Origin of the sequence: Dendronalium sp. ChiSLP03b, assembly GCF_034531165.2 — a bacterium.
In the GTDB taxonomy this organism is placed as follows: domain Bacteria; phylum Cyanobacteriota; class Cyanobacteriia; order Cyanobacteriales; family Nostocaceae; genus Dendronalium; species Dendronalium minutum.
In genome coordinates, this window is the sequence record NZ_JAVRBR020000056.1 from 44078 (window position 1) to 69079 (window position 25002).

Annotated in this window: 22 protein-coding genes; 12 read left to right on the forward strand and 10 right to left on the reverse strand. The window is 42.4% G+C overall.

Annotated elements, in window-relative coordinates:
• Nucleotides 1-334: 334 nt before the first annotated feature.
• On the forward strand, nucleotides 335-1597 hold the full coding sequence (locus tag RMY31_RS14345; RefSeq protein ID WP_322658887.1) for an ATP-binding protein: 1263 nt from the start codon (nucleotides 335-337) through the stop codon (nucleotides 1595-1597).
• Nucleotides 1598-1743: 146 nt separating this feature from the next.
• Nucleotides 1744-2010, forward strand: coding sequence for a hypothetical protein (locus RMY31_RS14350; RefSeq protein ID WP_322658888.1), 267 nt, complete (start codon nucleotides 1744-1746; stop codon nucleotides 2008-2010).
• Between the two features lie 41 nt (nucleotides 2011-2051).
• Here RMY31_RS14350 and RMY31_RS14355 read toward each other — a convergent pair whose 3' ends face one another.
• The 6 genes from RMY31_RS14355 to RMY31_RS14380 all read right to left on the reverse strand — a co-directional run bounded on the left by RMY31_RS14355 (nucleotide 2052) and on the right by RMY31_RS14380 (nucleotide 8030).
• The gene (locus RMY31_RS14355) at nucleotides 2052-2804 is read right to left on the reverse strand and encodes a DevA family ABC transporter ATP-binding protein (protein ID WP_322658889.1); all 753 of its coding nucleotides are present in this window, start codon (nucleotides 2802-2804) and stop codon (nucleotides 2052-2054) included.
• Between the two features lie 46 nt (nucleotides 2805-2850).
• Complete coding sequence (gene devC, locus RMY31_RS14360; protein ID WP_322658890.1) at nucleotides 2851-4017, reverse strand: ABC transporter permease DevC; 1167 nt, start codon at nucleotides 4015-4017, stop codon at nucleotides 2851-2853.
• 28 nt (nucleotides 4018-4045) lie between these two features.
• Complete coding sequence (locus RMY31_RS14365; protein WP_322658891.1) at nucleotides 4046-4381, reverse strand: DUF2834 domain-containing protein; 336 nt, start codon at nucleotides 4379-4381, stop codon at nucleotides 4046-4048.
• A gap of 22 nt (nucleotides 4382-4403) precedes the next feature.
• The gene (locus RMY31_RS14370) at nucleotides 4404-5693 is read right to left on the reverse strand and encodes an ABC exporter membrane fusion protein (protein WP_322658916.1); all 1290 of its coding nucleotides are present in this window, start codon (nucleotides 5691-5693) and stop codon (nucleotides 4404-4406) included.
• A gap of 53 nt (nucleotides 5694-5746) precedes the next feature.
• On the reverse strand, nucleotides 5747-6364 hold the full coding sequence (locus RMY31_RS14375; protein ID WP_322658892.1) for a TetR/AcrR family transcriptional regulator: 618 nt from the start codon (nucleotides 6362-6364) through the stop codon (nucleotides 5747-5749).
• Nucleotides 6365-6779: 415 nt separating this feature from the next.
• Nucleotides 6780-8030 carry a bifunctional sterol desaturase/short chain dehydrogenase gene (locus RMY31_RS14380; protein ID WP_322658893.1) on the reverse strand — a complete coding sequence of 417 codons (1251 nt, stop codon included), beginning with the start codon at nucleotides 8028-8030 and terminating at the stop codon, nucleotides 6780-6782.
• Between the two features lie 204 nt (nucleotides 8031-8234).
• Here RMY31_RS14380 and RMY31_RS14385 point away from each other — a divergent pair, with 204 nt between their 5' ends.
• The 6 genes from RMY31_RS14385 to RMY31_RS14410 all read left to right on the forward strand — a co-directional run bounded on the left by RMY31_RS14385 (nucleotide 8235) and on the right by RMY31_RS14410 (nucleotide 16858).
• Nucleotides 8235-8444: a hypothetical protein gene (locus RMY31_RS14385; RefSeq protein ID WP_409877947.1), complete on the forward strand. Its 210-nt coding sequence runs from the start codon at nucleotides 8235-8237 to the stop codon at nucleotides 8442-8444.
• Nucleotides 8445-8562: 118 nt separating this feature from the next.
• Nucleotides 8563-9213, forward strand: coding sequence for a sigma-70 family RNA polymerase sigma factor (locus RMY31_RS14390; RefSeq protein WP_322658894.1), 651 nt, complete (start codon nucleotides 8563-8565; stop codon nucleotides 9211-9213).
• A 111-nt stretch (nucleotides 9214-9324) separates the two neighbouring features.
• Nucleotides 9325-12000 (forward strand): CHAT domain-containing protein, encoded by a 2676-nt coding sequence (locus RMY31_RS14395; RefSeq protein ID WP_322658895.1) that lies wholly within the window; start codon nucleotides 9325-9327, stop codon nucleotides 11998-12000.
• A 119-nt stretch (nucleotides 12001-12119) separates the two neighbouring features.
• Nucleotides 12120-13088 (forward strand): DUF1822 family protein, encoded by a 969-nt coding sequence (locus RMY31_RS14400; RefSeq protein WP_322658917.1) that lies wholly within the window; start codon nucleotides 12120-12122, stop codon nucleotides 13086-13088.
• Between the two features lie 206 nt (nucleotides 13089-13294).
• Nucleotides 13295-15637, forward strand: coding sequence for a CHASE2 domain-containing protein (locus RMY31_RS14405; protein ID WP_322658896.1), 2343 nt, complete (start codon nucleotides 13295-13297; stop codon nucleotides 15635-15637).
• 444 nt (nucleotides 15638-16081) lie between these two features.
• Nucleotides 16082-16858 carry a DUF928 domain-containing protein gene (locus tag RMY31_RS14410; protein ID WP_322658897.1) on the forward strand — a complete coding sequence of 259 codons (777 nt, stop codon included), beginning with the start codon at nucleotides 16082-16084 and terminating at the stop codon, nucleotides 16856-16858.
• A 137-nt stretch (nucleotides 16859-16995) separates the two neighbouring features.
• Here the strand turns inward: RMY31_RS14410 and RMY31_RS14415 are convergent, their stop codons facing one another.
• Nucleotides 16996-17142, reverse strand: a complete 147-nt coding sequence (locus RMY31_RS14415) for a hypothetical protein (RefSeq protein ID WP_322658898.1) — start codon at nucleotides 17140-17142, stop codon at nucleotides 16996-16998.
• Between the two features lie 452 nt (nucleotides 17143-17594).
• Here RMY31_RS14415 and RMY31_RS14420 point away from each other — a divergent pair, with 452 nt between their 5' ends.
• The 4 genes from RMY31_RS14420 to RMY31_RS14435 all read left to right on the forward strand — a co-directional run bounded on the left by RMY31_RS14420 (nucleotide 17595) and on the right by RMY31_RS14435 (nucleotide 21671).
• The gene (locus RMY31_RS14420) at nucleotides 17595-18653 is read left to right on the forward strand and encodes a chlorophyll a/b binding light-harvesting protein (protein ID WP_322658899.1); all 1059 of its coding nucleotides are present in this window, start codon (nucleotides 17595-17597) and stop codon (nucleotides 18651-18653) included.
• An 82-nt stretch (nucleotides 18654-18735) separates the two neighbouring features.
• Nucleotides 18736-20256, forward strand: coding sequence for a chlorophyll a/b binding light-harvesting protein (locus tag RMY31_RS14425; protein ID WP_322658900.1), 1521 nt, complete (start codon nucleotides 18736-18738; stop codon nucleotides 20254-20256).
• Between the two features lie 121 nt (nucleotides 20257-20377).
• Entirely contained in the window at nucleotides 20378-21109 is a 732-nt protein-coding gene (locus RMY31_RS14430; protein ID WP_322658901.1) for an alpha/beta hydrolase, read from the forward strand.
• 286 nt (nucleotides 21110-21395) lie between these two features.
• Nucleotides 21396-21671 carry a hypothetical protein gene (locus RMY31_RS14435; protein WP_322658902.1) on the forward strand — a complete coding sequence of 92 codons (276 nt, stop codon included), beginning with the start codon at nucleotides 21396-21398 and terminating at the stop codon, nucleotides 21669-21671.
• A 309-nt stretch (nucleotides 21672-21980) separates the two neighbouring features.
• Here the strand turns inward: RMY31_RS14435 and RMY31_RS14440 are convergent, their stop codons facing one another.
• From RMY31_RS14440 to RMY31_RS14450, 3 genes are all read right to left on the reverse strand, one after another.
• Nucleotides 21981-22553: a hypothetical protein gene (locus RMY31_RS14440; RefSeq protein ID WP_322658903.1), complete on the reverse strand. Its 573-nt coding sequence runs from the start codon at nucleotides 22551-22553 to the stop codon at nucleotides 21981-21983.
• Between the two features lie 76 nt (nucleotides 22554-22629).
• A complete protein-coding gene (locus tag RMY31_RS14445; RefSeq protein WP_322658904.1) occupies nucleotides 22630-24270 on the reverse strand; it encodes a TrbI/VirB10 family protein in 1641 nt (546 codons plus the stop codon).
• A gap of 22 nt (nucleotides 24271-24292) precedes the next feature.
• A complete protein-coding gene (locus tag RMY31_RS14450) occupies nucleotides 24293-24985 on the reverse strand; it encodes a hypothetical protein (protein WP_322658905.1) in 693 nt (230 codons plus the stop codon).
• Nucleotides 24986-25002: the final 17 nt, after the last annotated feature.

The window sequence follows — 25002 nt, forward strand, 5'->3', positions numbered from 1 at the left end:
GGAATGAAGCAATCGCAAGGGTTATATCGATTTTACATTCTGTTACATAGCTAGGTTTATTTTCACCGACTTACTTACAGCAGTCAAGTTATTATCAGACTATGGGTTTGTTTCGCTTCACCTACTATAACCACCCTGATTTTTGCTTGTTATTTATTGTATAAATTTACATATACTTAAGTAAAATTTCATATTTATTGTGCATAAATAACACATTTATCTAGTAAAATTTTCCCATGAAATTATGTGGATATCCAGAGTTAATATCTGGAAAATCCAAAATTTAACATTTAATTTTTCAACTTAATTTTGCTAAACCATGCAACAAACATCTATGAGCAAAGCCAATGATGAAGAAATGTTGTTGCAACCAACTTGGCAGCGTGAGCGGCAGATAATCGCACGGTTGTCTTCTTTGAACTATCGCACTGGCGAACTGGGTAGCTATTTGCACAACATTGCTTGCGGAGTCAGCGAACTAATAGGAGTCGATTGGACGATTGTTACCTTTTGCCAAGAGGGTTTTGAAACTGTTCTAGCAAGTAGTCTGGAAATGGCCGAAGATGCGCCCCGTGTTTATGCGCTGCATGGTCGGTTAATTGCTACAGTCATTCAAATTGGTCGCACATTAGCTGTTGAGGATGCTGTAGCTAATCCAGAGTACGGCAAACCTGCACCAGGTTATCGAGCATATTTAGGGATACCATTGCAAACGTCTGAAGGTCAAGTATTCGGTACTGTTTGCTCTTTTCATCGGCAAGCAAGGGAATTTACAAAAGAAGAAATCCAAATTGTGGAACTGTTTGCCGAACGTGCGGCAACAGCGATCGACCATTATCATCTTTACCAGCAGCAGTGCCAGTTTAATCATATCCTGGAGGCTGAGGTAGAAAAACGCACCGCAGAACTGCGAGCAGCGCAAGCCAAGCTTTTAGAACAGGAACGGTTGGCAGCCATTGGAGAATTTGCGGCAATGATTGTGCATGAAATTCGCAATCCCCTAACCACAACGATTATGGGATTGAAGTATTTTAAGAAAACCATTCTGACTGAAGCCGCACAAGAACGATTATCGCTAGCACTTAGTGAGGCTAGCCGTCTAGAAAATCTGCTGAGTGAAATTTTGCTTTACGCCAAGCCTCAGGTATTGCAACTGTCTGAATTGGATGTGAATGAATTCATCTGTGAGTTGTTGATGCCAATGCGTGAAATGCCAGAAGCACTCTCTCGGCAAATCAAATTTATCCCAGCGTTACCTACAGTCAAAATCTTGGGGGACAGAGATAAGCTCAAACAAGTGTTTATTAATATTGTCCGCAATGCCTGTGAGGCAGTCTCAGCAGGAGATGTCATTAAATGGAAAGTAGACAGTTCGTTAGATAAAGTCTACATCAATGTCTGCAATGGTGGTGAGCCAATTCCCTCAGAGATTTTGTCAAAGCTAACGCATCCGTTCTTTTCTACGAAATCTAGTGGTACTGGATTGGGGCTTGCCATTACCAAACGCATCGTCAATGCTCATGGTGGGGAATTATCCATTCAGTCTGACACAGTCACAGGTACTACAGTGAGTGTTCAATTACCTGTTGCCTCTTGACTTGAAAGAGAGTGTAAGGGTGTGGGGTGTAGGGGGAAAATTTCTGTATTCCTTGTCCTTTTTTCATGCATGACGACGAAATTTTTTCATTTCCCGGATTGACATCGAAAAGATAACGTCGCGCTCCCTGTGGACTACCATTAATTGTGGCGATCGCACTTCTGCAACCCGATGATTTAGAATTAGCAACAACGTTTGATACTCAAGCACAGATAGTTGATGACGAAGCACCAACACAAATATTTGTTGCTGGACAACCAATATCAAAGGTAATGTCAGCCCTAAGTGTTAGTTGGAAAAAGCAATCGCTAGTAAACTCAGCAGTAGCAAAAGAAACTTTCAGCACCTTGGATAAGCTGTTATTGATGTTTGAAAGCAGTCTTTTGCGAACGGTGAAGGAGAACGCCAAGTAGAAATTTGTACCGCAACTGCTGTTTGCTGTTCAGGCTTTAATCTAATGCATTCTGGCACTAATATCTACCTCATCACTCTTGAGCTGACCATCTTCCATATAAACGATGCGATCGGCAATATCGAGAATGCGGTTGTCATGAGTAACTAACAAAATCGTACAGCTTTGTTCTTTAGCTAGCTTCTGCATTAATTCCACAACATCGCGCCCAGATTTTTTGTCAAGTGCAGCAGTGGGTTCATCTGCTAAGACAATCTTAGGATAACTGACTAAGGCACGAGCGATCGCAACCCTTTGCTTTTGCCCCCCTGATAGATTTTCTGGGTAGTAATTTACACGATCTGCCAAACCGACAGTTTCTAACATGGACAGCGCTTTCGCATCAATATTCTGATTGAGAAACTCTTCATGCAATTCTAAGGACATTCGCACATTTTCTTTCGCTGTGAGAAAAGTCATCAAGTTATGCGCCTGGAAAATATAGCCAATCTGGCGGCGAAGCTTGGTCAAATCCTGCTTGCTGGCTCCACAAATTTCCTGTCCTAAGATTTTCAAACTACCTTCTTGAGCAGAACGCAATCCACCCATTAGAGTCAACAAAGTAGTTTTGCCTGAGCCGGAAGGACCAGTCATAATCACAATGTCGCCAGCGTTAATCTCTAAATTAATATCGAATAAAACTTGTTTGCGAAGCGTACCTCCACCAAAGTAATGGTTGAGATTGTGAATGGAAATTACTGTTTCTACAGCAGAGAGTGTTGAGCTAGAAGCTATCGGTACAGATTCTTGTAACATAGAATTTTTATAATTGAATTTCGCAGAGCTGGGTAATTACTCAAAACTAAAAAACATCAGCCGGGTCGGCAGCCCGTAGTTTTCGCATGGCGATCGCTCCTGAAAAACTACACATAATCACAGTTAAAATCCAAACACGGATTGCCCGATCTACCTTCATAAAAATCGGCAGCATTGTAGCAGCATAAGTGACCTGATATAACCCAAAGGAAAGGATGAATCCAGGCAGAAAGCCTAAGACAGCTAAAAATAATGCTTCTTGGAGAAGGACTCCTAAAAGATAGCGATCGGTGTAGCCCATCGCTTTGAGCGTGGCGTATTCTGGTAAGTGGTCAGAGACATCGGAATAAAGAATCTGGTAGACAATCACAATGCCGACAATGAACCCAACTGCTGTACCCAAACCAAAAATGAAACCAATGCCAGTACCAGTTTCCCAATAATGTCTCTCGACTTTGGCAAACTCTTCTGGAGTTAGGACTCTGACATCTTTAGGCAGTGCTGCGGCAAGTTGCGATTGCACTTTTTCGTGATTGGCATCTGGTTTGAGAGTTATCAACCCAACTTCAATGCGATCGCGTTGACGCTCTGGGAATAGTTGTAAAAAGGTTGAATCACTAGTAATCACATTACCATCAGCAGCAAAGGAAGCACCATCAGTAAACAAGCCCTTAACTTTGATGCCTATACTATTCAGTTCCGTCTCAAAGTTACCTGTTTTATTGAAGATATCGGCAACTGTCCCATATTCCGGACGACCCGCTTGGTCAAACAGAACTTGATACAACTGTTTGAGTCGATCTTGGTTTTGTTTGGTTTCGGGCGATTTGAATGGGGGTTTTGCCGGATCGACACCCCAAACCAATATGGCGCGTTCCAGCCGTGTTTGGGGATTTCGCCACTGTCCGGTGCCAATATAAACAGAATTCACTGACTGAACACCGTCATAAGCTAATGCTTGGTACAGTCGCTCCCTAGAAAAGCTTTTCACCGAAAACAGAGTTTGAAATTGGGGACTAATTAAAACTAAATCTGCTTCTAAGTTGCGATGAGGTTTCACCGCTGCATCAAACAGCGCACTTTCAAACCCTAGCTGAATGAACATCAGCATGTCTGCAAAGGTTATACCTGCAACCGCAACTGCCAGACGCGTTTTTTCTTTCATTAACTGCCGCCATGCCAGCGGCGTTTTGCGAAACAATTTGGAAAACATCTTGCAACAGCCTCAATATCAAAGTCGGTTAAGAGATTGCAGTGTCAGTCTGCTGTTCAAGTTGAAACTGTCGCATTAATAGAAATAAAGGTAGTCCAAGGGAAACCCCAACCAAAAGATTAGAAGCAATGTAAACCCAAAGATTCTGCATTTTCAGACGCGTGCCTTCCCAAAACACAAACACCCAAAGAACTAAGGATGAAATAATCACATCCATGCCAAAAAAACCAGAAATTCTGTTAGCAAATAGCTGCTCAAAAAAAAGCCGGATATCAAAACCATGCTCTAAGACAAATGGCAAGAACTGTGAGTAAGGCAAAAATGTTCCCAGGATGCAAAGTAGGATATATATAACTTTCAACATGATGAAATTTATTGATTTTGTTTTACAGTTCAATTGCTGTCTGCACTTGCAAGTTAGTGAAACCTGCAACTCGTTTACTATCTTCAGGATTTAGGCGAATTTTCACCTCAACTACTCGGCTATCAAGGTTTTCCCCTGGCTGGTTGCTAAAAACGTTTTGCCGATTCACTTGTAAGCCAATATGGAAAACGCTTCCTCGCAGTTCGCCAGGAAATGCTTGACTGGTAATCACTGCCTGCTGTCCGAGTTTCACTTTACTGATATCAGTTTGATAAATTTCTGCTACTGCGATCATCTCCTCAGTTTGCGCTAAGTCTGCAATACCGCTACTACTAATCTTTTCTCCAACTCTTGTGTGAATTTTGAGAATCTGGCCCGCCATTGGCGCTTTGATGTAAGCTGCCTCCAAGTCAGTTTCAGCGCGCTTGAGTGAAGCGATCGCATTTTCAACTTCACTCTGTGCCGCCTGCACGTCTACCGGACGGACTTCGGCAATACTGGTGAGTGTGGCTTTGGCTTCGCTGACTTGCTTACTACCGGTGGCATTAATACGGTTGAGTGCTACTTTGGCTTCGGCTAGTTGTCTTTTAGCAGTGGAATTAATCCGGTTGAGAACTGCTTTGGCTTCATCGAGTTGCTGTTGTGCAGTGTCCAAACTCAAGCGCTTACTGTCAAATAAAGAATTAGATACTGCTCCTTGGGAGGATAGCTGCTGATAGCGTTCGTATTCAGCTTGGGCATTTTTGAGTTCTGCTTCCAGCTTTTTGATTGTTGCTTCTTGAGCTATTCTATCTCCTTGCCACTGTGCTTCTAGTCGAGCGATGATTTCTTGTTGAGATGTTTTGTCTCCTAGCGACTGGGCCTGTAAGCGTTCAACGCTAGCTTGTTGCGCTTCAATTTCTCCAGCTTTGGCACCAGCTTTCACTTGAGCGAGTTTAGCTTGGGCGACTCTGATTTGTTTTTCGGCTTGCAGTACCGCAGTTTGCAAGCGAGCTCGTGAGTCTAAAATTGCCACTACCTGTCCGGCTTTAACAATCTCTCCCTCTTTGGCTAGGATTTGGGCAACGCGATCGCCATCCAAAACCAACGGTGGGGATAAGCTAATTACCTCTGCTTCTGGTTCCAGCCTGCCCAAGGCTGTCACTTTTGGCGCGCTCTGGGTGGTTTCTACAGGTTCAGAAGAGGCTTTTTGACCAATTTGCCCGAACCGTGAAATCCCATAAATAACAATTCCACCTGTAATCGCAGTCGCCGCAATTACTAATGCAATTAATCCTTTATTTACAGGTTTAAATAACAGTCTTTCACCCATTTCTATATCCTCTATATAAATAAATTTATTTATTAGTAAATCAACATTTTGACTCATGAATAATTGGCTGAATATGATTCCGATTTAGACCTTTGATTAGATGGATATTGCTGCAAATATGCTGTCAGCATTTTACCCAGTAAATTACATTGAGCGGTAAAAGAAATTTTTTCATTTCCCAAAAGTCTTTCGAGAATTAACCCGTCAATTAGGAGCAATACAAAAGATATCAAAGTTGAATCTTCAATACCCAAAACGTCTCTAACTGCTTGCTGACAACGCTCATCAACCCGCTGAAAAATACCACTCCCCCACATTTGTTTAGAGTCTTGATGCTGACAAAAATCAACTAAGATATAATGCAATTTAATGTAATAATCTTCATGTTTAGAAAGGTATTTCCCTAGTGCATCCATAGTTTCCTGGAGCGTTTGCCTTCCTCCTAACTCAGCCATTGCTGTTAGTATTTCTTGCTGATTGATCTCCTCTACCAATTGTTCAAACAAAGCTTGTTTGCTAGGAAAATAGTGATACAGCGTACCCGTAGAAACATTTAACCCTTGAGCAATTTGGCGCATGGTGATGGAACCATAGCCTGTTTGGGCAAATAAATCAAAGCACTTGGCAAGCAATTCTTTGCGGTATTGGTCATGGTCAACAATCTTCGGCATGATTTGGGGTTTATTTATATCGAACGCTCGTTATTCAATAAGTACTATCGCTGCCATTCAGTTGTCAAGCTCTAACAAACGAATTATGCTACACATATTACATTGCGTTGGCTATTGCTATATATGTACTATTTTTGACTGCGTGACTTGCTCCTTACGTAAAAAATTTTATAGATGCTATTAGACTGCTTATAAAACTTATAACTTTAACTTACTACACATTTCTTAATGTATGCTGGGCTGGTAGTCCTGTCAAGGTGAGCTTAAAGCCTTCAATAGTTAAATAAATTAGTGAGTCATATTATCTATAGGTTAAGAGCCATAAAGATGAAAAATACTGTCATGCACTGAGCAAAGGATACAGCACGATCGCTATTAAGCCATCTTCTTTATGGAATACTCTTAACCTGTAAGATTACTGACTCTTTGTAGTTCTGCTAAAAATTCGGTAATATAGCCACGTACTAGCTTCCTTCAAGGGAAAAAGCACATAGGTGAGAGGATTTACCGTCACAATAATGTTTCGGTAGTCTCGTTGCGCCAAAAACAGAATGGCACGAGCTACTTGCTGTGCTGACATGACTCCATAAGGATTGAGTTGGCTCTTAAACGGACCAAGAATTAACTTACGAATTATACAATCCCCATCCAACCGTTTGAGGGTGACAATATTTCCCAAAGTCCTTTTGCTGAGTTCATACAGCGGACTGAGAGCAGGGGAAACTTCAGCTTCAGAAGTATTCACCCAAATTTCCTTAGTTGCCTTTGCCTGTGGCCCTGTTACAGTTGTTAAAAATATATCCATCAACCGCAATGCTGAAAAGGCATTGACTTCATAAGAAGAACTAATTGCCTGCTGTGTACGGCTAGTGTAGACATTGATTCCGTGGTTGATAATCAAAATATCGATTTTTTCTAAACTAGCCTTCAGTTCGGCTTCATTACCTAACTGCCAGGAAACCACTTTTAATCCAGTTTGCGTTGCTAATTTTTCTGGGTTAGTAGTTAATGCTACTACCTTAGCGTTATGTTTTAGGAGTTCAGCCGCCAATGCTTGTCCTAAAGTTCCTGAAGCACCAGTTAAAGCAACGGTTTTACCCTTGAGAGACAGTCCTGTACCAAGTATTTTATCCACTAACGGAAAGACACCACTATAGTAAGCATTGACATCATCAAAATGATGTCGCCAATGGTAAGACCGATTCACCCACCAAATGGATGGAATTGTTTCTAGAGGGCCGGGTAGATGGTTATAGTCTGTATCAATTGTCCCTTGAAAATACCGCAGGGATGCGCCAAACAAGAAAGTGAAAGCATAGACTACTCCTAACCATAACCCTATTTGATGGACAACCAAAGCAACTACTGTTAAAACTGCCACCAATAGACTCGACTCTAAAATGTCGTGGTAAAGCTGGGAATCTTGGTAGGCTTTGAGGGAAACTACTGATAAATCGCGGCGATATGCCATATGATGCTTGTTGTGCCACTTAGAAAGCCAACTGACTTGGTGACACAAAGCATGGTAGCTATCTCTTAATATTTCAGCGAGCAAAACAGAGAACGATCCCCAAATCGCAAATTGTAAGCAGGAATTTACTAGAATCCAATCTATGTGTAATCTTGCCTCAATTCCAGTCAAGCCTTGAGCTAGCATCTTAATCATATTGTTCTACACACCACTTTTCTTAATCATTCTTTATATTCTGACAAGAATGGATTAAGGTCGAGTTACAGAGCAAAATCTTAAGGCTAAGGAGTGCTGAGTAGAGACGCGACGCCAGTTGCTACAACGGGGAGCCACTGCGGTGAGGCAGTCCGGTCTTAGTGGTTCCCCCAAAGAGGAACTGCCGTTAGCGTAGCGTTAGCGATGCAGGAGCATCACCCCTTGTGGGTCTTGGGGTTTCCCCAAGTGGAGCAAGTGGCGTGGGAACCCCACGCCAGTTCTCTCAAGTCAGCAGAGCCGCCCACGAAACTGGCTTTACAACGCACTGGCTCATTAATCGCGTCTGTACAAGAGTTATTATTCTCTCCCTTGTCCCCCTTGTCCCCCTCTGCCCTCCGCCTCTACTTCTATTGATATAAATTTTTGGCTGGAGAATTTAAAAAAGAGGTAATATCGCGACATGGGGTAATTCTCTGAAGCATGTTTATACGCAATACTAGAATATTCTTGCTTTCTTCGCCAAGAGTTTGACATGGTTGAATTCGATGAACAGCTACGCTGCTTAGTTGCCCAAGCCTGTGGACACTCACCTGGAAGCCCTCAGCGTCAGAAGCTGCTCACGCAAATTATACGCTTGACTTCAAGGAAACTTTGGAGGGAAAGTACTCCCTACTATCAAGATGCACTGCAACAAACTTGGTTGTATTTCTGCCGCAACGTTTGTGAAGGTTTGACAGGCCAAATCTACGATCCCAGTCATGGCAGTGTTATTACTTGGTTGAATGCTTACTTAAAACGTAGATTACAAGACTTTTACCTAAACCAGTACCGGGAACAAGTTGCAATAGTTACTCCCAAGGTTCGCCAGTTGGGGTCGGGCAGAAACAGTGAAATCATCGACCCTGTAGACAACTTGCCAGCTACTCCCCAAGCTCCCCCCATTCTAGAAAACTTGGAGATATGGGTGAAGACAGATGCGGATGGAGAACTACGTAGTACTCACATTAAAGGGCATCCAGAAGTGAATTGTCAGGTGTTAATTCTGAAACGCCTACCCCCAGAAGTGAGTTGGAAAGAATTGTCTGAGAAATTTGGATTGCCAATTCCTACTTTAAGCAGTTTTTATCAGCGTCAGTGTCTACCACGCTTGCGGAAATTTGCTGAGTTGGAGGGCTTGTTATGAAAGTTAATAATTCTATGTGAGCGATCGCATCTCATTGGTGATTAGTCATTAGTCATTAGTCATTAATTAATTATTTCCCTGTTCGCTTGCCCCCTGCTTCTTGCCATATTCATGACTAAAATAACTAGGATTTATTACCAAAATTCTACAAACAATAGAAAACGAAAGGCAAAAGTCAAGACTTTATTACATTTGTCTTTGTATTTTCTGATAACTTTGCTGTGCATCCTCAGTTCACCCGTGCTGGCAAAAGTTCCTAATGCAATCAACTCTTCATATCAACCAGCAAATACAACTATTATTAATACTGTCTCTGTCTCACTCCTAGAACAAGGCAAAATGTTATATGATGCTGGACGTTTTGCCGAAGCAGTGCAAGTATTGCAACAGGCGGCAGAGAAATATAAGCAACAAGAGGATAACCTAAGATTAGCTATAACTTTGAGCAATTTATCTCTGGCTTACCAACAACTGGGTGCATGGACTGAAGCAAAGCAGGCAATTACAGGTAGCTTGAATCTGCTGAGGGCAAGTAATAAAAAGCAAAATTGGCAAGTATTAGCTCAATCATTGGATATTCAAGGTCGTTTGCAACTTGCAATGGGGGAAGCAGAAGAAGCGTTAGCAACTTGGCAGCAGACAGCAGAAATTTACAAGCAAGCAAAAAATCATAATGGTGTGGTGCGATCGCAGATTAATCAAGCACAAGCGTGGCGAACTAAAGGTTTTTACACTCGTGCCGTCAAAATCCTCAAAGAAGTAGATCGGCAGTTACAATCTCAACCAGACTCAATAGAAAAAGCAGTGGCGTTGCGATCGCTCGGTGATGCCCAATTAGTGGCAGGGAATTTAGAAGAGTCTCAAGATGCTTTAAATAGAAGTCTGATGATTGCTGAGAACCTAAAATCTCAGCCTCATATTGCAGCAAGTCTTTTCAGTTTGGGAAACTATGCCCGAACACAGCAGCAAAGAAAACAGGCGATTAATTACTATCAACAAACAATTCAAATCTCCTCCTCTCCCTTGGTAAAAGTTCAGGCACAACTCAATCTCCTCAGCCTGCTCATCCAGGATCGGGAGCAACCATTAACAGTGCAATCTCTATTGTCATCGATTCAATCCCAACTCCAGCAACTTCCTCCCAGTCGTGCTGCTATCTATGCCCAAATTAACTTTGCACAAAGTTTAATGAAATTAAGTATTGGGGATCGGGACAGAAAGTCTCCCCAGTTCCCAGTCTTCAGCCCCGAACAAATTGCTCAACTCTTAGAAACTACCGTTCAACAATCCCGTAGTTTAGGCGATAAACGAGCAGAAGCTTATGCACTTTTGAGTTTTGGTAGTTTATACCAAAAGACCCAACAGTTGTCAAAAGCGCAGAGTCTCACTCAGCAGGGATTAGTCTTAGCTCAGACGAGTAATGCACAAGACATTGCCTATCGTTTGGAGTGGCAGTTAGGCAAATTGCTGCGGGCACAAAAAGATATTAAGGGAGCGATCGCAGCTTATGATGCTGCGGTAGAAAGTCTTAAGTCTCTCCGCAATGACTTAGTAGCGGTTAATCAAGATGTGCAATTTAACTTTCGAGATAGTGTTGAACCAGTGTATCGAGAGTCAGTAGAGTTACTGCTGCAATCTCCAGACGGAAACCTGGATAAACTTTTAGATAAAGCACGCCAGCGGATTGAGGCATTGCAGTTAGCAGAATTAGATAACTTTTTCCAAGAAGCTTGTTTGCAAGGTGAAAGTGTGCCACTCGATCGAGTCGCAAACCAAGAAAATCCCACTGCCATCCTTTACCCAATTATTTTGCCCGAAGAACTTCAGGTAATTGTTAAAATTCCCAAACAAAACCTACAGCATTACAGTACCAAAATTTCCCAAACAGAAGTAGAGGAAGTTCTCACTCAACTGCGAAAAACCCTTGTCAATCCCGCTGCGACTAACGCCATCAAAAATCAGTCGCAACAAGTTTACAACTGGCTGATCCAACCGATTGAGTCACAATTGGCAAAGAGTAAAGTGAATACATTAGTATTTGTGCTGGATGGCTCGTTACGTAATTTACCAATGGCAGCTCTCTACGACGGCAAAAAATACTTGGTGGAAAAATATGCGATCGCTCTGAGCGTTGGTCTGCAACTCCAAAACCCCAAACGATTGATGAGACAACAACTCAGAGCATTAACTGCTGGGCTAACTCAGCCCCCACCAGACTTTCCCAACTTTGGGCCATTGCCTGCCATCAAGTCTGAAATCAACCTCATTGCCAGCGCCGGAGTATCCACAACCAGTCTGCTAGATAAGGATTTCACCCGCAAGGCACTGGAAAACAAAGTCAACACAGTTCCATTCAATGTAGTGCATCTGGCAACTCACGGTCAGTTTAGTTCTCGCGCTGAAAACACCTTTATTTTGGCTGCCAGTGGTCCGATCAAAGTCAGGGATTTCAACATTCTTCTCCGCGGTCGGGATGAAAGCCGTCCGGGAGCAGTAGAACTGTTATTTTTGAGTGCCTGTCAGACAGCTGCTGGAGACAACCGTGCAACCCTTGGTCTAGCAGGAGCAGCAGTAAGAGCGGGGGCACGCAGTACTCTGGCATCCCTATGGCAGATTGATGATGAATCAACAGCCTTATTTGTTGGTGAATTCTATCGAGAACTTCAGGGCAACGAAATCACCAAAGCCGAAGCTCTCCGCCAGGCCCAGCTCAAACTGCTGCGACATCCTAACTACAACGCACCCTGTTTTTGGTCTGCCTATGTCTTAGTTGGTAATTGGTTGTAATTTTTGACTAAAGTCAACATTCCCCTTTACTACTTTTTCTGACTTTTTACGAACATATGGCATAAATTTAGTGAATGCGGGCGATATCTTAAATAGGAGCATTAATCGCTGGGGATTAAATTATGAACACTACTCAGAAGTTAGACGATTCCGCATTACTATTACCAATTTCTCAAACGGTTCGCTTTACAGCTCAGCAGTTTGCCAACCAACAACCTACTGCCGAAAAAGCAGAGCAAGTTCAGCTGAATACACTAGCTGTATTGGTGATGAATGATTATTTACAGATGATGGAAATTCCCACTGACCTAACAGCTAGTGATAGTTGGAACCCTGTGATGCGCCTCTGTGCCAATGTCGCTGACTTGCAGGTGCCCTCAGTTGGTCGTCTGGAGTGCCGTCCTGTGCGTTTGCACGAGCCAGCATGTTACATCCCAGCAGAAACTTGGGAAGAACGAGTGGGTTATGTAGTAGTACAAGTTGATGAATCGCTCCAAGAAGCAAGAATATTAGGGTTTATTAACAATGTCACAACTGAAGTATTATCTTTAAGTCAACTACAACCTCTAGAAGCATTAATTGATTACTTAGGGCAATTAAGAACTTCTCCAACCAATGCTTTAGTGAACTTGAGCCAATGGCTTACCAATCAATTTGAGGCTGGCTGGCAAACTGTTGAATCTTTGTGGAACTTGCTGGAAAGTAAACCAGCTTACGCCTTTCGGAGTGCTATAACTTTGGAAGAAACATCTTTTAACCAACCAGAAACAATTACAAGACGAGCAAAACTGATTGATTTGGGCATCCAAATAGTCGATCGACCCGTAATGTTGGTTGTAGAAATCAGCCCTGAAGCCGATCGACAAACTAGTATTCGTTTACAATTACACTCCACAGGTAATCAAATTTATTTGCCGACAGGAGTACAACTCATAGTCCTAGATGAAGCGGGAACGATATTTCTAGAAGCCCAAGCTAGAAGTGCAGACAACTATATTCAGTTGCAATTTAGAGGTGAAATCCAGGAACGCTTTAGCGTTCGGGTATCATTGGATGATATGAGTATTACAGAACACTTTGTGATTTAAAGCAGATTTTCAGGTTTTGTTGGTTATTAGTAATCGATACAAGGTAATTAAAATAACAATTCAAAATTAAAAATTCCAGCTTAATTCGTGAGAATTTTGCAGTTTGAAAGAAGTCAAAACAGTGACTACTCTGCGGAAACGCCTAAAAGCGGCTTGCCGCAGGCGTGAGAACTTTGGGGATTTTGAATTAGAGCAAAGCGACGGTCATGGCTAAGTTAGTGGTTCTAAAATTCGGAGACGGTAGTTTCGAGTTGGGATTTCCTGTAACTCTCCAGATAGGTGAAGAAAGCGATCGCCCCTCAACAGAAATTACAGGGAAGTTACCGCCATGTGCCGAAATGCCCCTGTACTACGCCCGTTGGCAATCTAGCTATCTACAATTGGGCAACCGTTACCGCTTGGATGCTGAAAAAATACAAGTGACGAATGTATCGTTTACCCAAGACTGCCAAAGTATGGGCCATATTTTGCGGGCACGCTTTAACACCTGGCTGAAAGCAGAAGAGTTTCGCCCCTTACGAGAGAAATGGCTGGAGAGATTGTTGCCCGCAGAAGAAGTGCGAGTGATTTTGCAATCAGAAAATAGTCAATTGCAAAGACTGCCCTGGCATCTGTGGGATTTATTGGAACGCTATCCTAAAGCTGAAATTGCGCTTTCATCGCCAACCTACGATCGCATTCTCAAGCCACGCGCCCCAAACCCAGTAGTCAACATCTTGGCAATTGTGGGTAATAGTCAAGGAATTGATACCCAAGCTGACCAAGCTATCTTGCAAAAGTGCCCCGATGCAGATGTCAGTTTCCTGGTAGAACCACAGCGCAAAGAATTGAACGACTATCTTTGGGGGAAAAATTGGGACATTTTGTTCTTCGCCGGACATAGTTCCAGTCAGGGGAATCATAGCAGTGGCCGGATCTACTTAAATAGAACTGATAGCCTTAGTATTAGCGAGTTAAAGTACGCCCTCAGAACAGCCATTGAACGGGGCTTACAATTAGCAATATTCAACTCTTGTGATGGGTTAGGACTGGCACGGGAATTAGCTGATTTGTTAATACCGCAGGTAATTTTCATGCGCGAACCTGTTCCAGACCAAGTAGCCCAAGAGTTCTTGAAGTATTTTATTGAAAGTTTTGCTGGTGGTGAATCTTTATACCAAGCAGTGCGACAAGCACGGGAACGATTGCAAGGAATCGAAGATAAATTTCCCTGTGCAACTTGGTTGCCAGTGATTTGCCAAAATCCAGCCCAGATACCACTTACTTGGCAGGAGCTAAAACATACCAAAAAGAAAGATATACCGTCCAATCCGTTCCGCAAACGCGGATTCAATGTAGCTTTTTTCTCTAGTCTGGCCATGACTGCCTTTGTCTGTGGAGTAAGGTTTTTAGGCGGACTACAAGCTAGTGAGTTACAAGCTTTCGACCAGATGATGCGATCGCGTCCTGATGAGGGGCCAGATCGTCGCCTGCTAGTAGTGACAATTGACGATGAAGACATAGCAAATCAACGGAACAATGATGGTGAGATCCTTAAAGGAACTTCCATCTCGGAAAAATCTCTCAATAAACTACTAGCAAAACTCGAACAGTATCAACCCAAAACCATCGGCTTAGATATCTACCGTGATTTTCCTGCCAAACAGCAAGATTTAATTAATCGTCTGCGACGAACTGATAATTTGGTTGGGGTATGCAAGGGAAGTGATACATCAGCAGGTGTTAAAGGCATTGAACCGCCCCCAGAAATTCCCAAAGAGCGCTTGGGATTCAGTGACTTCCTTCACGATGGTGATGGGGTGGTGCGTCGGCATCTCATGTTCATGACTCCGGAAACCGCATCGTTGTGTTCTGCTTCTTATGCATTCAGCACACAACTAGCATTTCATTATCTAGCCTCTTTAGGAATTCAACCACAGTTTACTTCTAAAGATCCCAAAGCGAATTTGCAGCTAGGTAGTACAGTTTTTCAACGTCTGTCGCCTCGTACTGGTGGTTATCAAGGTATTGATGCCAATAGCGGTCAAATCTTACTTAATTACCGCTCCTCTAAGAACATTGCTGAAAAGGTATCGTTAACGCAGCTTTTATCTAATCCAGTCAACCCCAGAGCAATCAAAAACCGAATTGTGCTGATTGGTGTAACAGCAAAGGGAGATTTTCCCGACTACTGGGCTACGCCATACGGAACTACGTTAGACGAACAAATGCCAGGAGTACTTGTACAAGCGCAGATGGTCAGCCAGATTATCAGTGCTGTCTTGGATGAGCGTCCGTTGTTGCAGGTTTGGTCACCGTGGGCTGAGGCAATCTGGATTTGGGGTTGGGCTGTGGTAGGGGGTATAGTTGCTTGGCAATGGTGTTTTTTCCCAAAATTAGCATTGGCAGTTGGTATTACTTCTAGCGTTCTGTATTTATTCTGCTTGAGTTTGTTAATTGCGGGTGTTTGGGTACCATTTGTACCGTCGGCTTTATCGTTAGTAGTGACAGTTGGCGTTACAGGAACCATCAAATTGCGAAATTTAAAATTAAGCAGACAAAATATCTAGAACTTAGCCAGATTCTTTAGCAATTCTATTTGAGTAGTGAGAATATTTTTTTAATATAGACGCGTAGCATTTACTCGTCAGCTACTGTTATGAATTAGCCTTCGGGTGACGCTCCTTCGCTTTTAGCATCGCCTCTTGGGCGAGGACTCGACCGAACCACCAAGACTCCGACTTCGTCACGAATTACCCTCCGGGTGACGCTCGCAAGCTCGCTAACGCTGCGCTAACGGCAGTTCCTGTTTGGGGAACCACCAAGACCCTTCGGGTGACGCTCCTAACGTCGCTAACTTTGCGCTAACAGCACTTTGCTATCGACGGAAACCGCCAAGACAGCAAGTGCTTCACCAGACTGCCTCACGAATTACGAATTGGTATAAAATCTAAAATTCAAAATGGTATACCTTGAATCTCAGCAGTAATTTTGTGAAATAGAGTTTATAACCTATGAAACTATTTTTAGCATTAGCCCTTAGCTATACAGGTTTCGTAGCTAGTCAGACTTTAGTACTAGCAACACCAGCACCGTTGTCTTCTGCTCGCAGTACAGCAATTGCTCAAACTGCACCCTCTTCTTGGCCGCAACCTCCTTCAGATGACCCTCCAGGAGGTCGCGTCCGTGGAGGAGCTAGGCGGGATACGTGTTCATCAGCCAATCCTACACTCACTGCCCTAGTGCCCTTTACTGAAGATGTTTCTAAACGGGTAACAAATGTCTGGGGATTGACAACAGAAACAAACCCAACTTTATGGTTCTATGTGCCATATGCCAACAATTCTGCCTATGCAACTGAATTTGTGTTGCAAGACCAACAGAGAAATCCAATATACCAGAAAGCGATCGTCCTACCAGAACGACCGGGAGTTATTGGTATTTCTCTACCTGCTAACGCTCTCCAGTTGACAGTAGACAAACAATATCGTTGGTTTTTGAATGTTAACTGTAAGCAACAACAGCCATCGCCCCCCATCTACGTTGAAGGCGTAATCAAACGAGTCAACCTCAACCAAGCAATTACCAAACAGCTAAAAACAGCAACGCCTCTACAACAGTTTGCCATCTATGCCCAAAATGGAATTTGGCACGAAGCACTAACAACGCTGGCACAACTACGTCAGAAAAATCCTCAAGATGAGGCACTTGAGGCAGAGTGGAGAAAATTGCTGACCAGCATCAGCTTGGATGATGTTGCGACCAAACCAATTCTTCCAGGAAAACTTTAGCAATACTATCGGTCAATCCTTGAGGACTTTGCCGATAAGCTAACAGGTAAATTACCGCCAGACGACAAACATGTTCGTTCTCTAACTGAACAAATAGAAACATTCAAAGCAACTTAACACTGCAAGCACAAGATACATTACAAATTCGAGATAATTCTCAACAAACATTCCGGGCGATCGCTGGCGGTAAAATGGTAGTGCAAGGTGAAACCAAAGTTGATATTTTTACCCTCAACCATCAAGCCAGTGGCTTTTTTTCGATAGGGATATGGTTTTGTACTCAAATCATCCAGTCAGTAGTGATGTTCGTTTTTATAGTGGTACTAACTTCCGTATTGAACAAAACAATACTCTAGGTAGCCTGTTTAGTCACTAAGACCCAATTATTTTAGCTACAGGTGATGTAGACAACTTTGGGTACTAAAGCTTGGGAAACTTTTATATCTCTTGTTGCTACTACTCGTAAATTGGGAATCAGCTTTTCTGAGTATGTGCGACCGCACATTTCTAAAACTGGAACAATCCCGTCTCTGGCGACTATATATTTGCGATAAATCTTACCTCAATCCCTTCGGTTGGTCATGGCTACCGTAATAGTTGTCACCCCAAACCACTGAGGGGATACCTGTATTCTGAATTCCTCTTTTAATGAGATTTTATTTCATTAATTTGAATTATAGTGTAGACTGTTGTCTAAAGTTGTTGAATAATATTCTCAACAAGCTATAGGTGCAAAATGACAACTTCTACAAGTCCGCTGTCAGTGGAGCAAGACCTTGCCGACTCGCCTTGGTGGGCTGGTAACGCAAGGCTCACTAACTTATCAGGAAAATTACTAGGCGCTCATGTTGCTCATGCTGGTCTGATAGTTTTCTGGGCAGGAGCCATGACTTTATTTGAGCTAGCCCATTTTAATCCAGCAAAACCAATGTACGAACAAGGCTTAATTTTGCTACCTCACCTAGCTGCTGAAGGTTGGGGTGTAGGTGCAGATGGTGCAGTTTTGGATACTTATCCCTATTTCGTAATTGGAGCTTTGCATTTGATTTCCTCAGCTTTTCTAGGCTTTGGAGGAATCTTTCATTCCCTACGTGGTCCCAAAAAATTAGAGGGCAAAGTTCCTTTTTTTGGCTACGATTGGGCAGATACGGGCAAAATGACCACAATCCTTGGTATTCACCTGGTTTTACTAGGTTGTGGTGCATTCTTGTTAGTCGCCAAAGCAATGTACTTTGGTGGTTTGTACGACCCAAATGTTGAAAATGTGCGGGTAATTACGAGTCCGACATTAAACCCAGGTGTGATTTTTGGTTATCTATTTGGCGCAATTAGTAAATTCTGGATTGCTGGCGTTGACAACCTAGAAGACGTGGTTGGTGGACACATTTGGGTTGGTGCGATATTGATTATTGGTGGACTTTTCCACATAGCAACTAAGTCTTTTAGTTGGACGCATCCACTATTTGTTTGGTCTGGAGAAGCTTACCTTTCTTACAGTCTGGGTGCTTTGGCATTGATGGGCTTTATTGCAACTCTCTTTGTATCAGTAAACACCACTGTTTATCCGGAAGTTTTTTATGGGCCGGCGCTCGTGGTTAGGCAGAATATCGTGCCGTACTTTTCATCACCTGACCCTGACCTTGTAACTGCTCGGACTTGGTTAGCTAATACTCACTTTTGGCTAGCTTTCTTCTTTCTCCAAGGTCATATCTGGCACGCTTTGCGGGCGCGTGGATTCGATTTTCGTAAAGGTAGGGTGAGTCAGGAAGCGATAATTCCACAACCAATTAGCTAGATTCATTTAATGCAATATATTTGCAATTGTCTTCAAGTAAAAGCTCAAAAAACTTGCAAATTTTTCTCAAGGAGTACCAGAAATGACAGCAGTAATTGAAGATAGCCCATATAAACAACAAATACCTGATGTTGGCTGGTGGGCTGGTAACTTTCGTCTGAGTAATTTATCAGGGAAATTATTAGGCGCTCATGTTGCCCATTGTGCATTGATTTTGTTATGGGCTGGAGGGATGACGCTGTTTGAACTATCGCGCTTCAACCCGAATGTGCCAATGTATGAGCAAGGGTTAATCATACTGCCGCATCTAGCAACTTTGGGTTTTGGTGTCGGTGCTGGTGGGCAAGTTATTAGCACCTATCCCTACTTCGTAATCAGCGTCTTGCATCTAATACCATCAGTTATTCTGGCGGCTGGTGGTATTTACCACTCTCTGCTAGGGCCAGAGGTGTTAGAAGATAATCCTACTTGGGCTGGCTTTTTTGGCTATGACTGGAAAGACAAGGACAAGATGACGACAATCCTGGGCATTCACTTAGTATTGCTAGGTTTGGGTGCTTGGGCTTTAGTTGCCAAGGCGATATTTTGGGGTGGACTATTTGACCCTTGGGCTGCTGGCGGTGGAGACGTAAGGATAATCAATCATCCGACGCTCAACCCACTCCGGATCTTTGGCTACCTATTTGGGGTTTGGGGATCGGATGGAATGGCAGATGTTGATAACTTGGAAGATGTTGTCGGCGGTCACATCTGGGTCGGTTTGCTGCTACTTGGCGGTGGTATTTTCCACATCTTGACTAAGCCATTTGCCTGGGCGCGACGAGTTTTAATTTACTCAGGAGAAGCGTATCTGTCTTACAGCATTGGTGCTGTGGCATATATGGGCTTTTTGGCAGCATACTTTGCGGCAGTAAATAACACCGTCTATCCCGAAGTTTTCTATGGCCCGGTTAAAGCGATAGAAACTTCCACTGGTATAGTTTCTGCGCGTGGTTGGTTGGTAACTTTCCATTTTGTCCTGGCGCTGATATTTCTGTTAGGTCACATTTGGCACGCGCTGCGCGCCCGAGCTATTGAAGGCGGATTTGATTTTAAAAATGGTGACATGGTTCAACCGCCACGGGTAGAGCGCCAAAGTAATCAAGCAAGCTTAGTTAACTCTTCTGATTTGACGCTGAAGTTTCTCAAATACTTGCCAATTTACCGCCCTGGTATATCTCCTTTGGCGCGGGGATTGGAAATTGGTATGGCTCATGGTTATTGGCTAGTTGGCCCCTTTGCGACATTAGGTTCATTAGGTTTATTAGGCAATTCTGATGCGGGTAACTTAGTCGGTTTACTAGCCGCAGGCAGTTTGATTCTCATCCTGACAATTGCTTTTTCAATTTATGGCACTACCAGCTTTGAAAGACAGCAAGAAATCTATCCACGTTCGGCAGCGGTTGCAATAGTTCCCCGTGTACCACAGACTCTCAATTCTACTGAGAGATGGAGTCAGTTTACTGACGGCTTTCTAATTGGTGGGATTGGTGGAGTAATCTTTGCTTATCTGCTATTAACTAGTGTTGCTTTATTTGCTGGAATTGCTATCAATTCTATTTAGTCATGTAGCAACTTAGTAAGCATTCTGTAAAGACGTAATATATTACGTCTTTACAAGTATTCTCTACACAGCTAATAAAAGCAAAATATATCAAAAATTGTTCTACTTTTCGGAAAAACAAATGTCTAAACAGCCAGATGTCATTTGGTTGAATACAAGCCCTAGTTTGTTATGGTTGGCTCAACCGTTTTTAGGTGAACTATCACATCATATAACTATTGCTCAGTGGGAATATATTCAAAGTCAGGATGAAGCAAGTTGTTTAAATGCTGCAATCCTATTGCTAGATAATTATCTCCAATTAAGCAATCAACCAGTGCATTTAATCGGTCACAGCACGGGAGGATTATTAGGGCTACTATACACGCGTCGATATCCAGAAAAAGTTAAATCTTTAACTTTATTAGCTGTGGGTGCTGATGCAGCTCTTGACTGGCAAGCTCATTACTATACCCATTGCCCGTTCTTGAGTCGGCAAAAGATTCTCACTGCAATGGTGTACAACCTCTTTGGCTATCAAAATGAAGACACCGTTAAGTGTCTAGAAAGTGTCTTGGAACGAGATTTAGATTGCTCGCTGTCACCTCACTCTTTATTTAAAAAGTTAAGCGTGCCAACCTGTCGAGTACCTGTGCCATTCATGGTTTGTGGTAGCACTGACGATATCATCGTAGAACCAGATGCTTTGCTAGGATGGCGACCTTATTTGATGGAAGGCGATCGCTACTGGGAATGTCAAGAGGGACGGCATTTTTTTCACTTCTTCCAGCCGACTCTGGTAGCAGAACAGATACTTGACTTTTGGCAATCTCTGCGTCAATCGGATTCAGTTTGTTCTTACCTGAAAGTTTAAGCAAAATTTGGCGTTGCTGAAGTTGGGTATAAAGAGAGATTTTCACAAATAATTTAGGACTGCTATGGAAGAGATAGCGATCGCGTCCATAAATTTAACATCATTCACAGCCAAACTAAAAAGAATCATCAAAAATATTCCGATCGCAAAGCATCTTTGGAAAAAAACTAGTCTCAAGTTACATAGTTAATTTAGTTTTGCTCAAATCTAGCTAAATAATGTCCAGTATCTGCCGTAAAAAGCAGTTAACAGCAGGCACTTTTTGGATTTCATATGAGGATAAACAATGCAAGCTACAATTTTTGCTGCTTTCTGTGTTTTGACAATAATTATTTTATTTGGCTGGAGTATCTGGTTAACCTTTAAAAAAGGGACAAATTATTTAAAAATATTGCATCAAATTCCTTGTCACGCTTGTGAATATTTTACCAACGACTACCGCCTCAAATGTACTGTACACCCTATTAAAGCTGGTTCCGAGCAAGCGATCGGCTGTATTGACTTTGAGCCTAAAACTTCTGCCTGTAATGCTTGCCAAAAGGGTCGGCGAAAGCTTTGTTAAAGTTATCAATTTTCATTCGTATTAGTATTAACTTATAGAACTAAATACCTATGAACAAGCGTTCTAATTTGCTATCCTAACTATCTGATTTTCTGGTTATTCAGTACTTTTTATGCAACACTAACAATTAAAACACTAAACGGTTTTCTACATTTTTCACATTTGACTTGCCTCCTATTAATTTCTAAAAAATTGGGTTTTCTTTCCAGAGCTAAGTCTTTAACAAAAGGTGGAGAAATAAGTTAGTGACCTATTGAAACTGGGTGTAAAGGGTATAGAGAAATATTTATTCTTCTTCACCAATCCTCTTCACCGAGGTTCTCTCACACAAGATGGTTTATCGCCAGCAGAAGGGGGATCGGCGTAAATTGCCAAAGTATGGTATTCAGGGGCAGCTTTTTGGTATAGCAATTTAAAAGTATACAGCTTGGTTTTACCTTGCCCTTCAGTAATCACTGTTAAAAGTGTATTTTCCATGTTGGGCAAACCAGGAATTTTTAGTTTTTGAATCCGTCTGAGTTGAATTACATTTGCTGCTGAGTTTTTACAATCTCCTGTATTCATGTTTTGTTCTGGCCCAAATTGCATACACATTGGGCCGTCAAAGTCCATAGTTACTTGCGATGGGTCATTTAACCAAACTTTTTTAATTACTTCTCCAGAAGGAATAAAGCTTAAGTTTGTACCTTGCTGATAGGAAACTGGGAGAGTAGGTACTACTCCCCCTAAACCCTGTGCTTGGCAGGAAAACATGGAACGAAGGACAGCATTAGCCAAGACGCGATCGCCCAAAAGTAATATTGCAGCCGTAAAAATTAAGGAAGCCAGAGGTAATAAATGAGAAGAATCTGGGGTTTTTCCAACAAAATTAATGTATTTCATGGCTGCAAACAAAAAATGGGTAGAAAGTCAACCGATTTTGGATTGATCGTCTTTGGAGGTCAATCAATACAGACTCCTAAAACTGTATTGATTGATTGACATAGATTTCAACTTCTTTGCCAGCTGGCATAAACCAAACATTAGTTTGTTGCATCATTTGAGCGATCGCTTGTTGATTGCGTTGCGAAATTTGAGGAACTAGAGAGTTCAAACCACCTTCGAAAATCCCAGCCGCAATATTGCGTCTAGTGTCAGTAACCTGATAGCAAGAACTACCATAACTAGTATTACCAGAATTGTCATTATTACTATTAACAATAGTATTTGGAACACATTGTATTTTGGTATCAGAACGATTAAATAACTCTGCTGCTTTACCTATACCTCCCAAAACGAATAATCCTGCATCCATTCCTGCTATGGAGCGAGATGAATTGGGAAATTTACTTGCCATTAAAGGTTTACCTTGAGTCCCGCGAATAATAATTGCATTACTGGGTAAGCTAGTCTCTGAAAGGTTCCCATTATTTTGCGAGACAACTTTAACCACATCTAGCTGCAACAAGCCTTGTTCGGAGATTGCAGCAACTTGAGTTAGCAACTCTGTGTTTGCAGGTAAAGCGATCGAACCATCCACAGCTTTTAGTGGTTGTTTCAACCGCACAACAAAGACATTTTTGCCTTCCTCTGAGTCTTTGTCATTATTCCTCGATCTAGTAGTTTCTCCAAATACAGCCGTTGCCAACACCGCTTTAGCACTAGTCCCTACTCTTACAGATTTCGAGCTTTGCGATTGTGCTTGACTGACTACAGAATTTGGTGGTTGTGGTGGTTGTGGTGGTTGATTAGGATCGGGATTGATTGTCTGTGATGGCACATTAGCATTGTTTTGAGGTTGAGAATTAGATTGACTAGTGGCAGACACTTCACCATAGCTACCCAATTTCGCTAACCTTGCCCACTCCTGAAGGGGATCGGGTGGGGATGGTTTTGCGTTCGGGTTCACAACTGGTATTGGGGGTGCTGATGGTATGGCAGCGATAGGGTTTTGTGTTTGAGAAGAGGGGTTTTCAACTCTGCGTTCAACTGTGACTATCCGAGGTACATAAACTGTTCGCACAGGTGTCGGTACTGTTTGCTGTGCCATCCTCAATCTATCTCTGTCAGCAGTGGAGGTTCCTACCTGTGGAGTTGGTTGAGCAATAACTTCTCGAGTTGTTTGTCCAGTTCTGAGATTTTGTTGTGCTACGGTCATTGCCTGTGCTTGTTCAGCAAGGGCTAATTTCGTTTTGAGATTTTCTACTTCCAGTTCTAGACCTTGCTGGCGGGATAAACTTGTTGGTTGCGATGGGGCTGCTGAGGAAACTAGAGGACTCTTGACTGACTTTTGATTGCTGGTACTACTCATCATTTGTGATAAGAACACGCCAGCTAACATAACTATAACCAACGTAGCACTGCCCACCAAGGCTAACTTAGCGAAGGGATTCGATGAGAGGGATTGCTCGGTGGAAATTTCTTGGGGTTGAGAAATCGGCGACTGCAAGCTAGCTGATTCTGCTGATTCTTCATTTGCGACATCAACAGTTGGTGATTCTTCTTGCAAGCCCACTAATCTTGCCATCTTGGATTCCCAATCTTCTATTTGGGAATTCCTGTTGGTTAGTGTATCTAGATTTTTGGGAGTAACTTCTGAAGGAATTGAATATGAAGTCATGGTGTATAGCTTGGTTTAAATTTCAAGAACAATTTTTATCTGTTATTGCACATATATTGTAAATTTTTAGCTTGGCCTCGCCAAGACGGTAAGCTGCAAAATGCCAAGGCAGTGGTGCAGTATCAGGCAGTGAAGCAGCTTGTTCATCTATTGCTTCAACTAAAATTTGTTTATTAAACGGAGTTGACGTTCCTAGATTGTCATAGCCACTAAAAGTTAATTGATTCGCAAGTATCTCTACTTTCCATCTGCCATTGCCTATTGCGATTGGTTGAGAAATTTTTTTGACTACTAATATATATTCAGTTCCTCTATTGATATTAATATTTTCAAACTGTGCAGCTGAAGTTAAATTTGTAATTTCTGCTTGAAATTTTGGCTGCAAATCATTGGTTAATAGTTGCGAACTAATTGCCCAGATTGTTTTTGGTGGCTGTTGCTGCGACCACGTAAGCATAAGGGTCATGGTTTCACCTACAAAGTGGCGAATTGTCTCTGGATTTCGCTCAAAACTTGGTTTGGGGTCTACAGTAATTGCTCGACCATCAACGAGTTGTACCAAACTTTGAGGTGTCAGTTGGCGACGTAAATCCTGTAGCAAAGACCCGTGAAACATTAGTAATAGTAAGGTAAATATGTGTAAGCTAAATGTTCCTACAGCTAAAAGTGGTAAAATACTACTTTTTTTATTATTTTCTGGTTTTAGTATTTGCATAAATTTCAGTGCTGAGT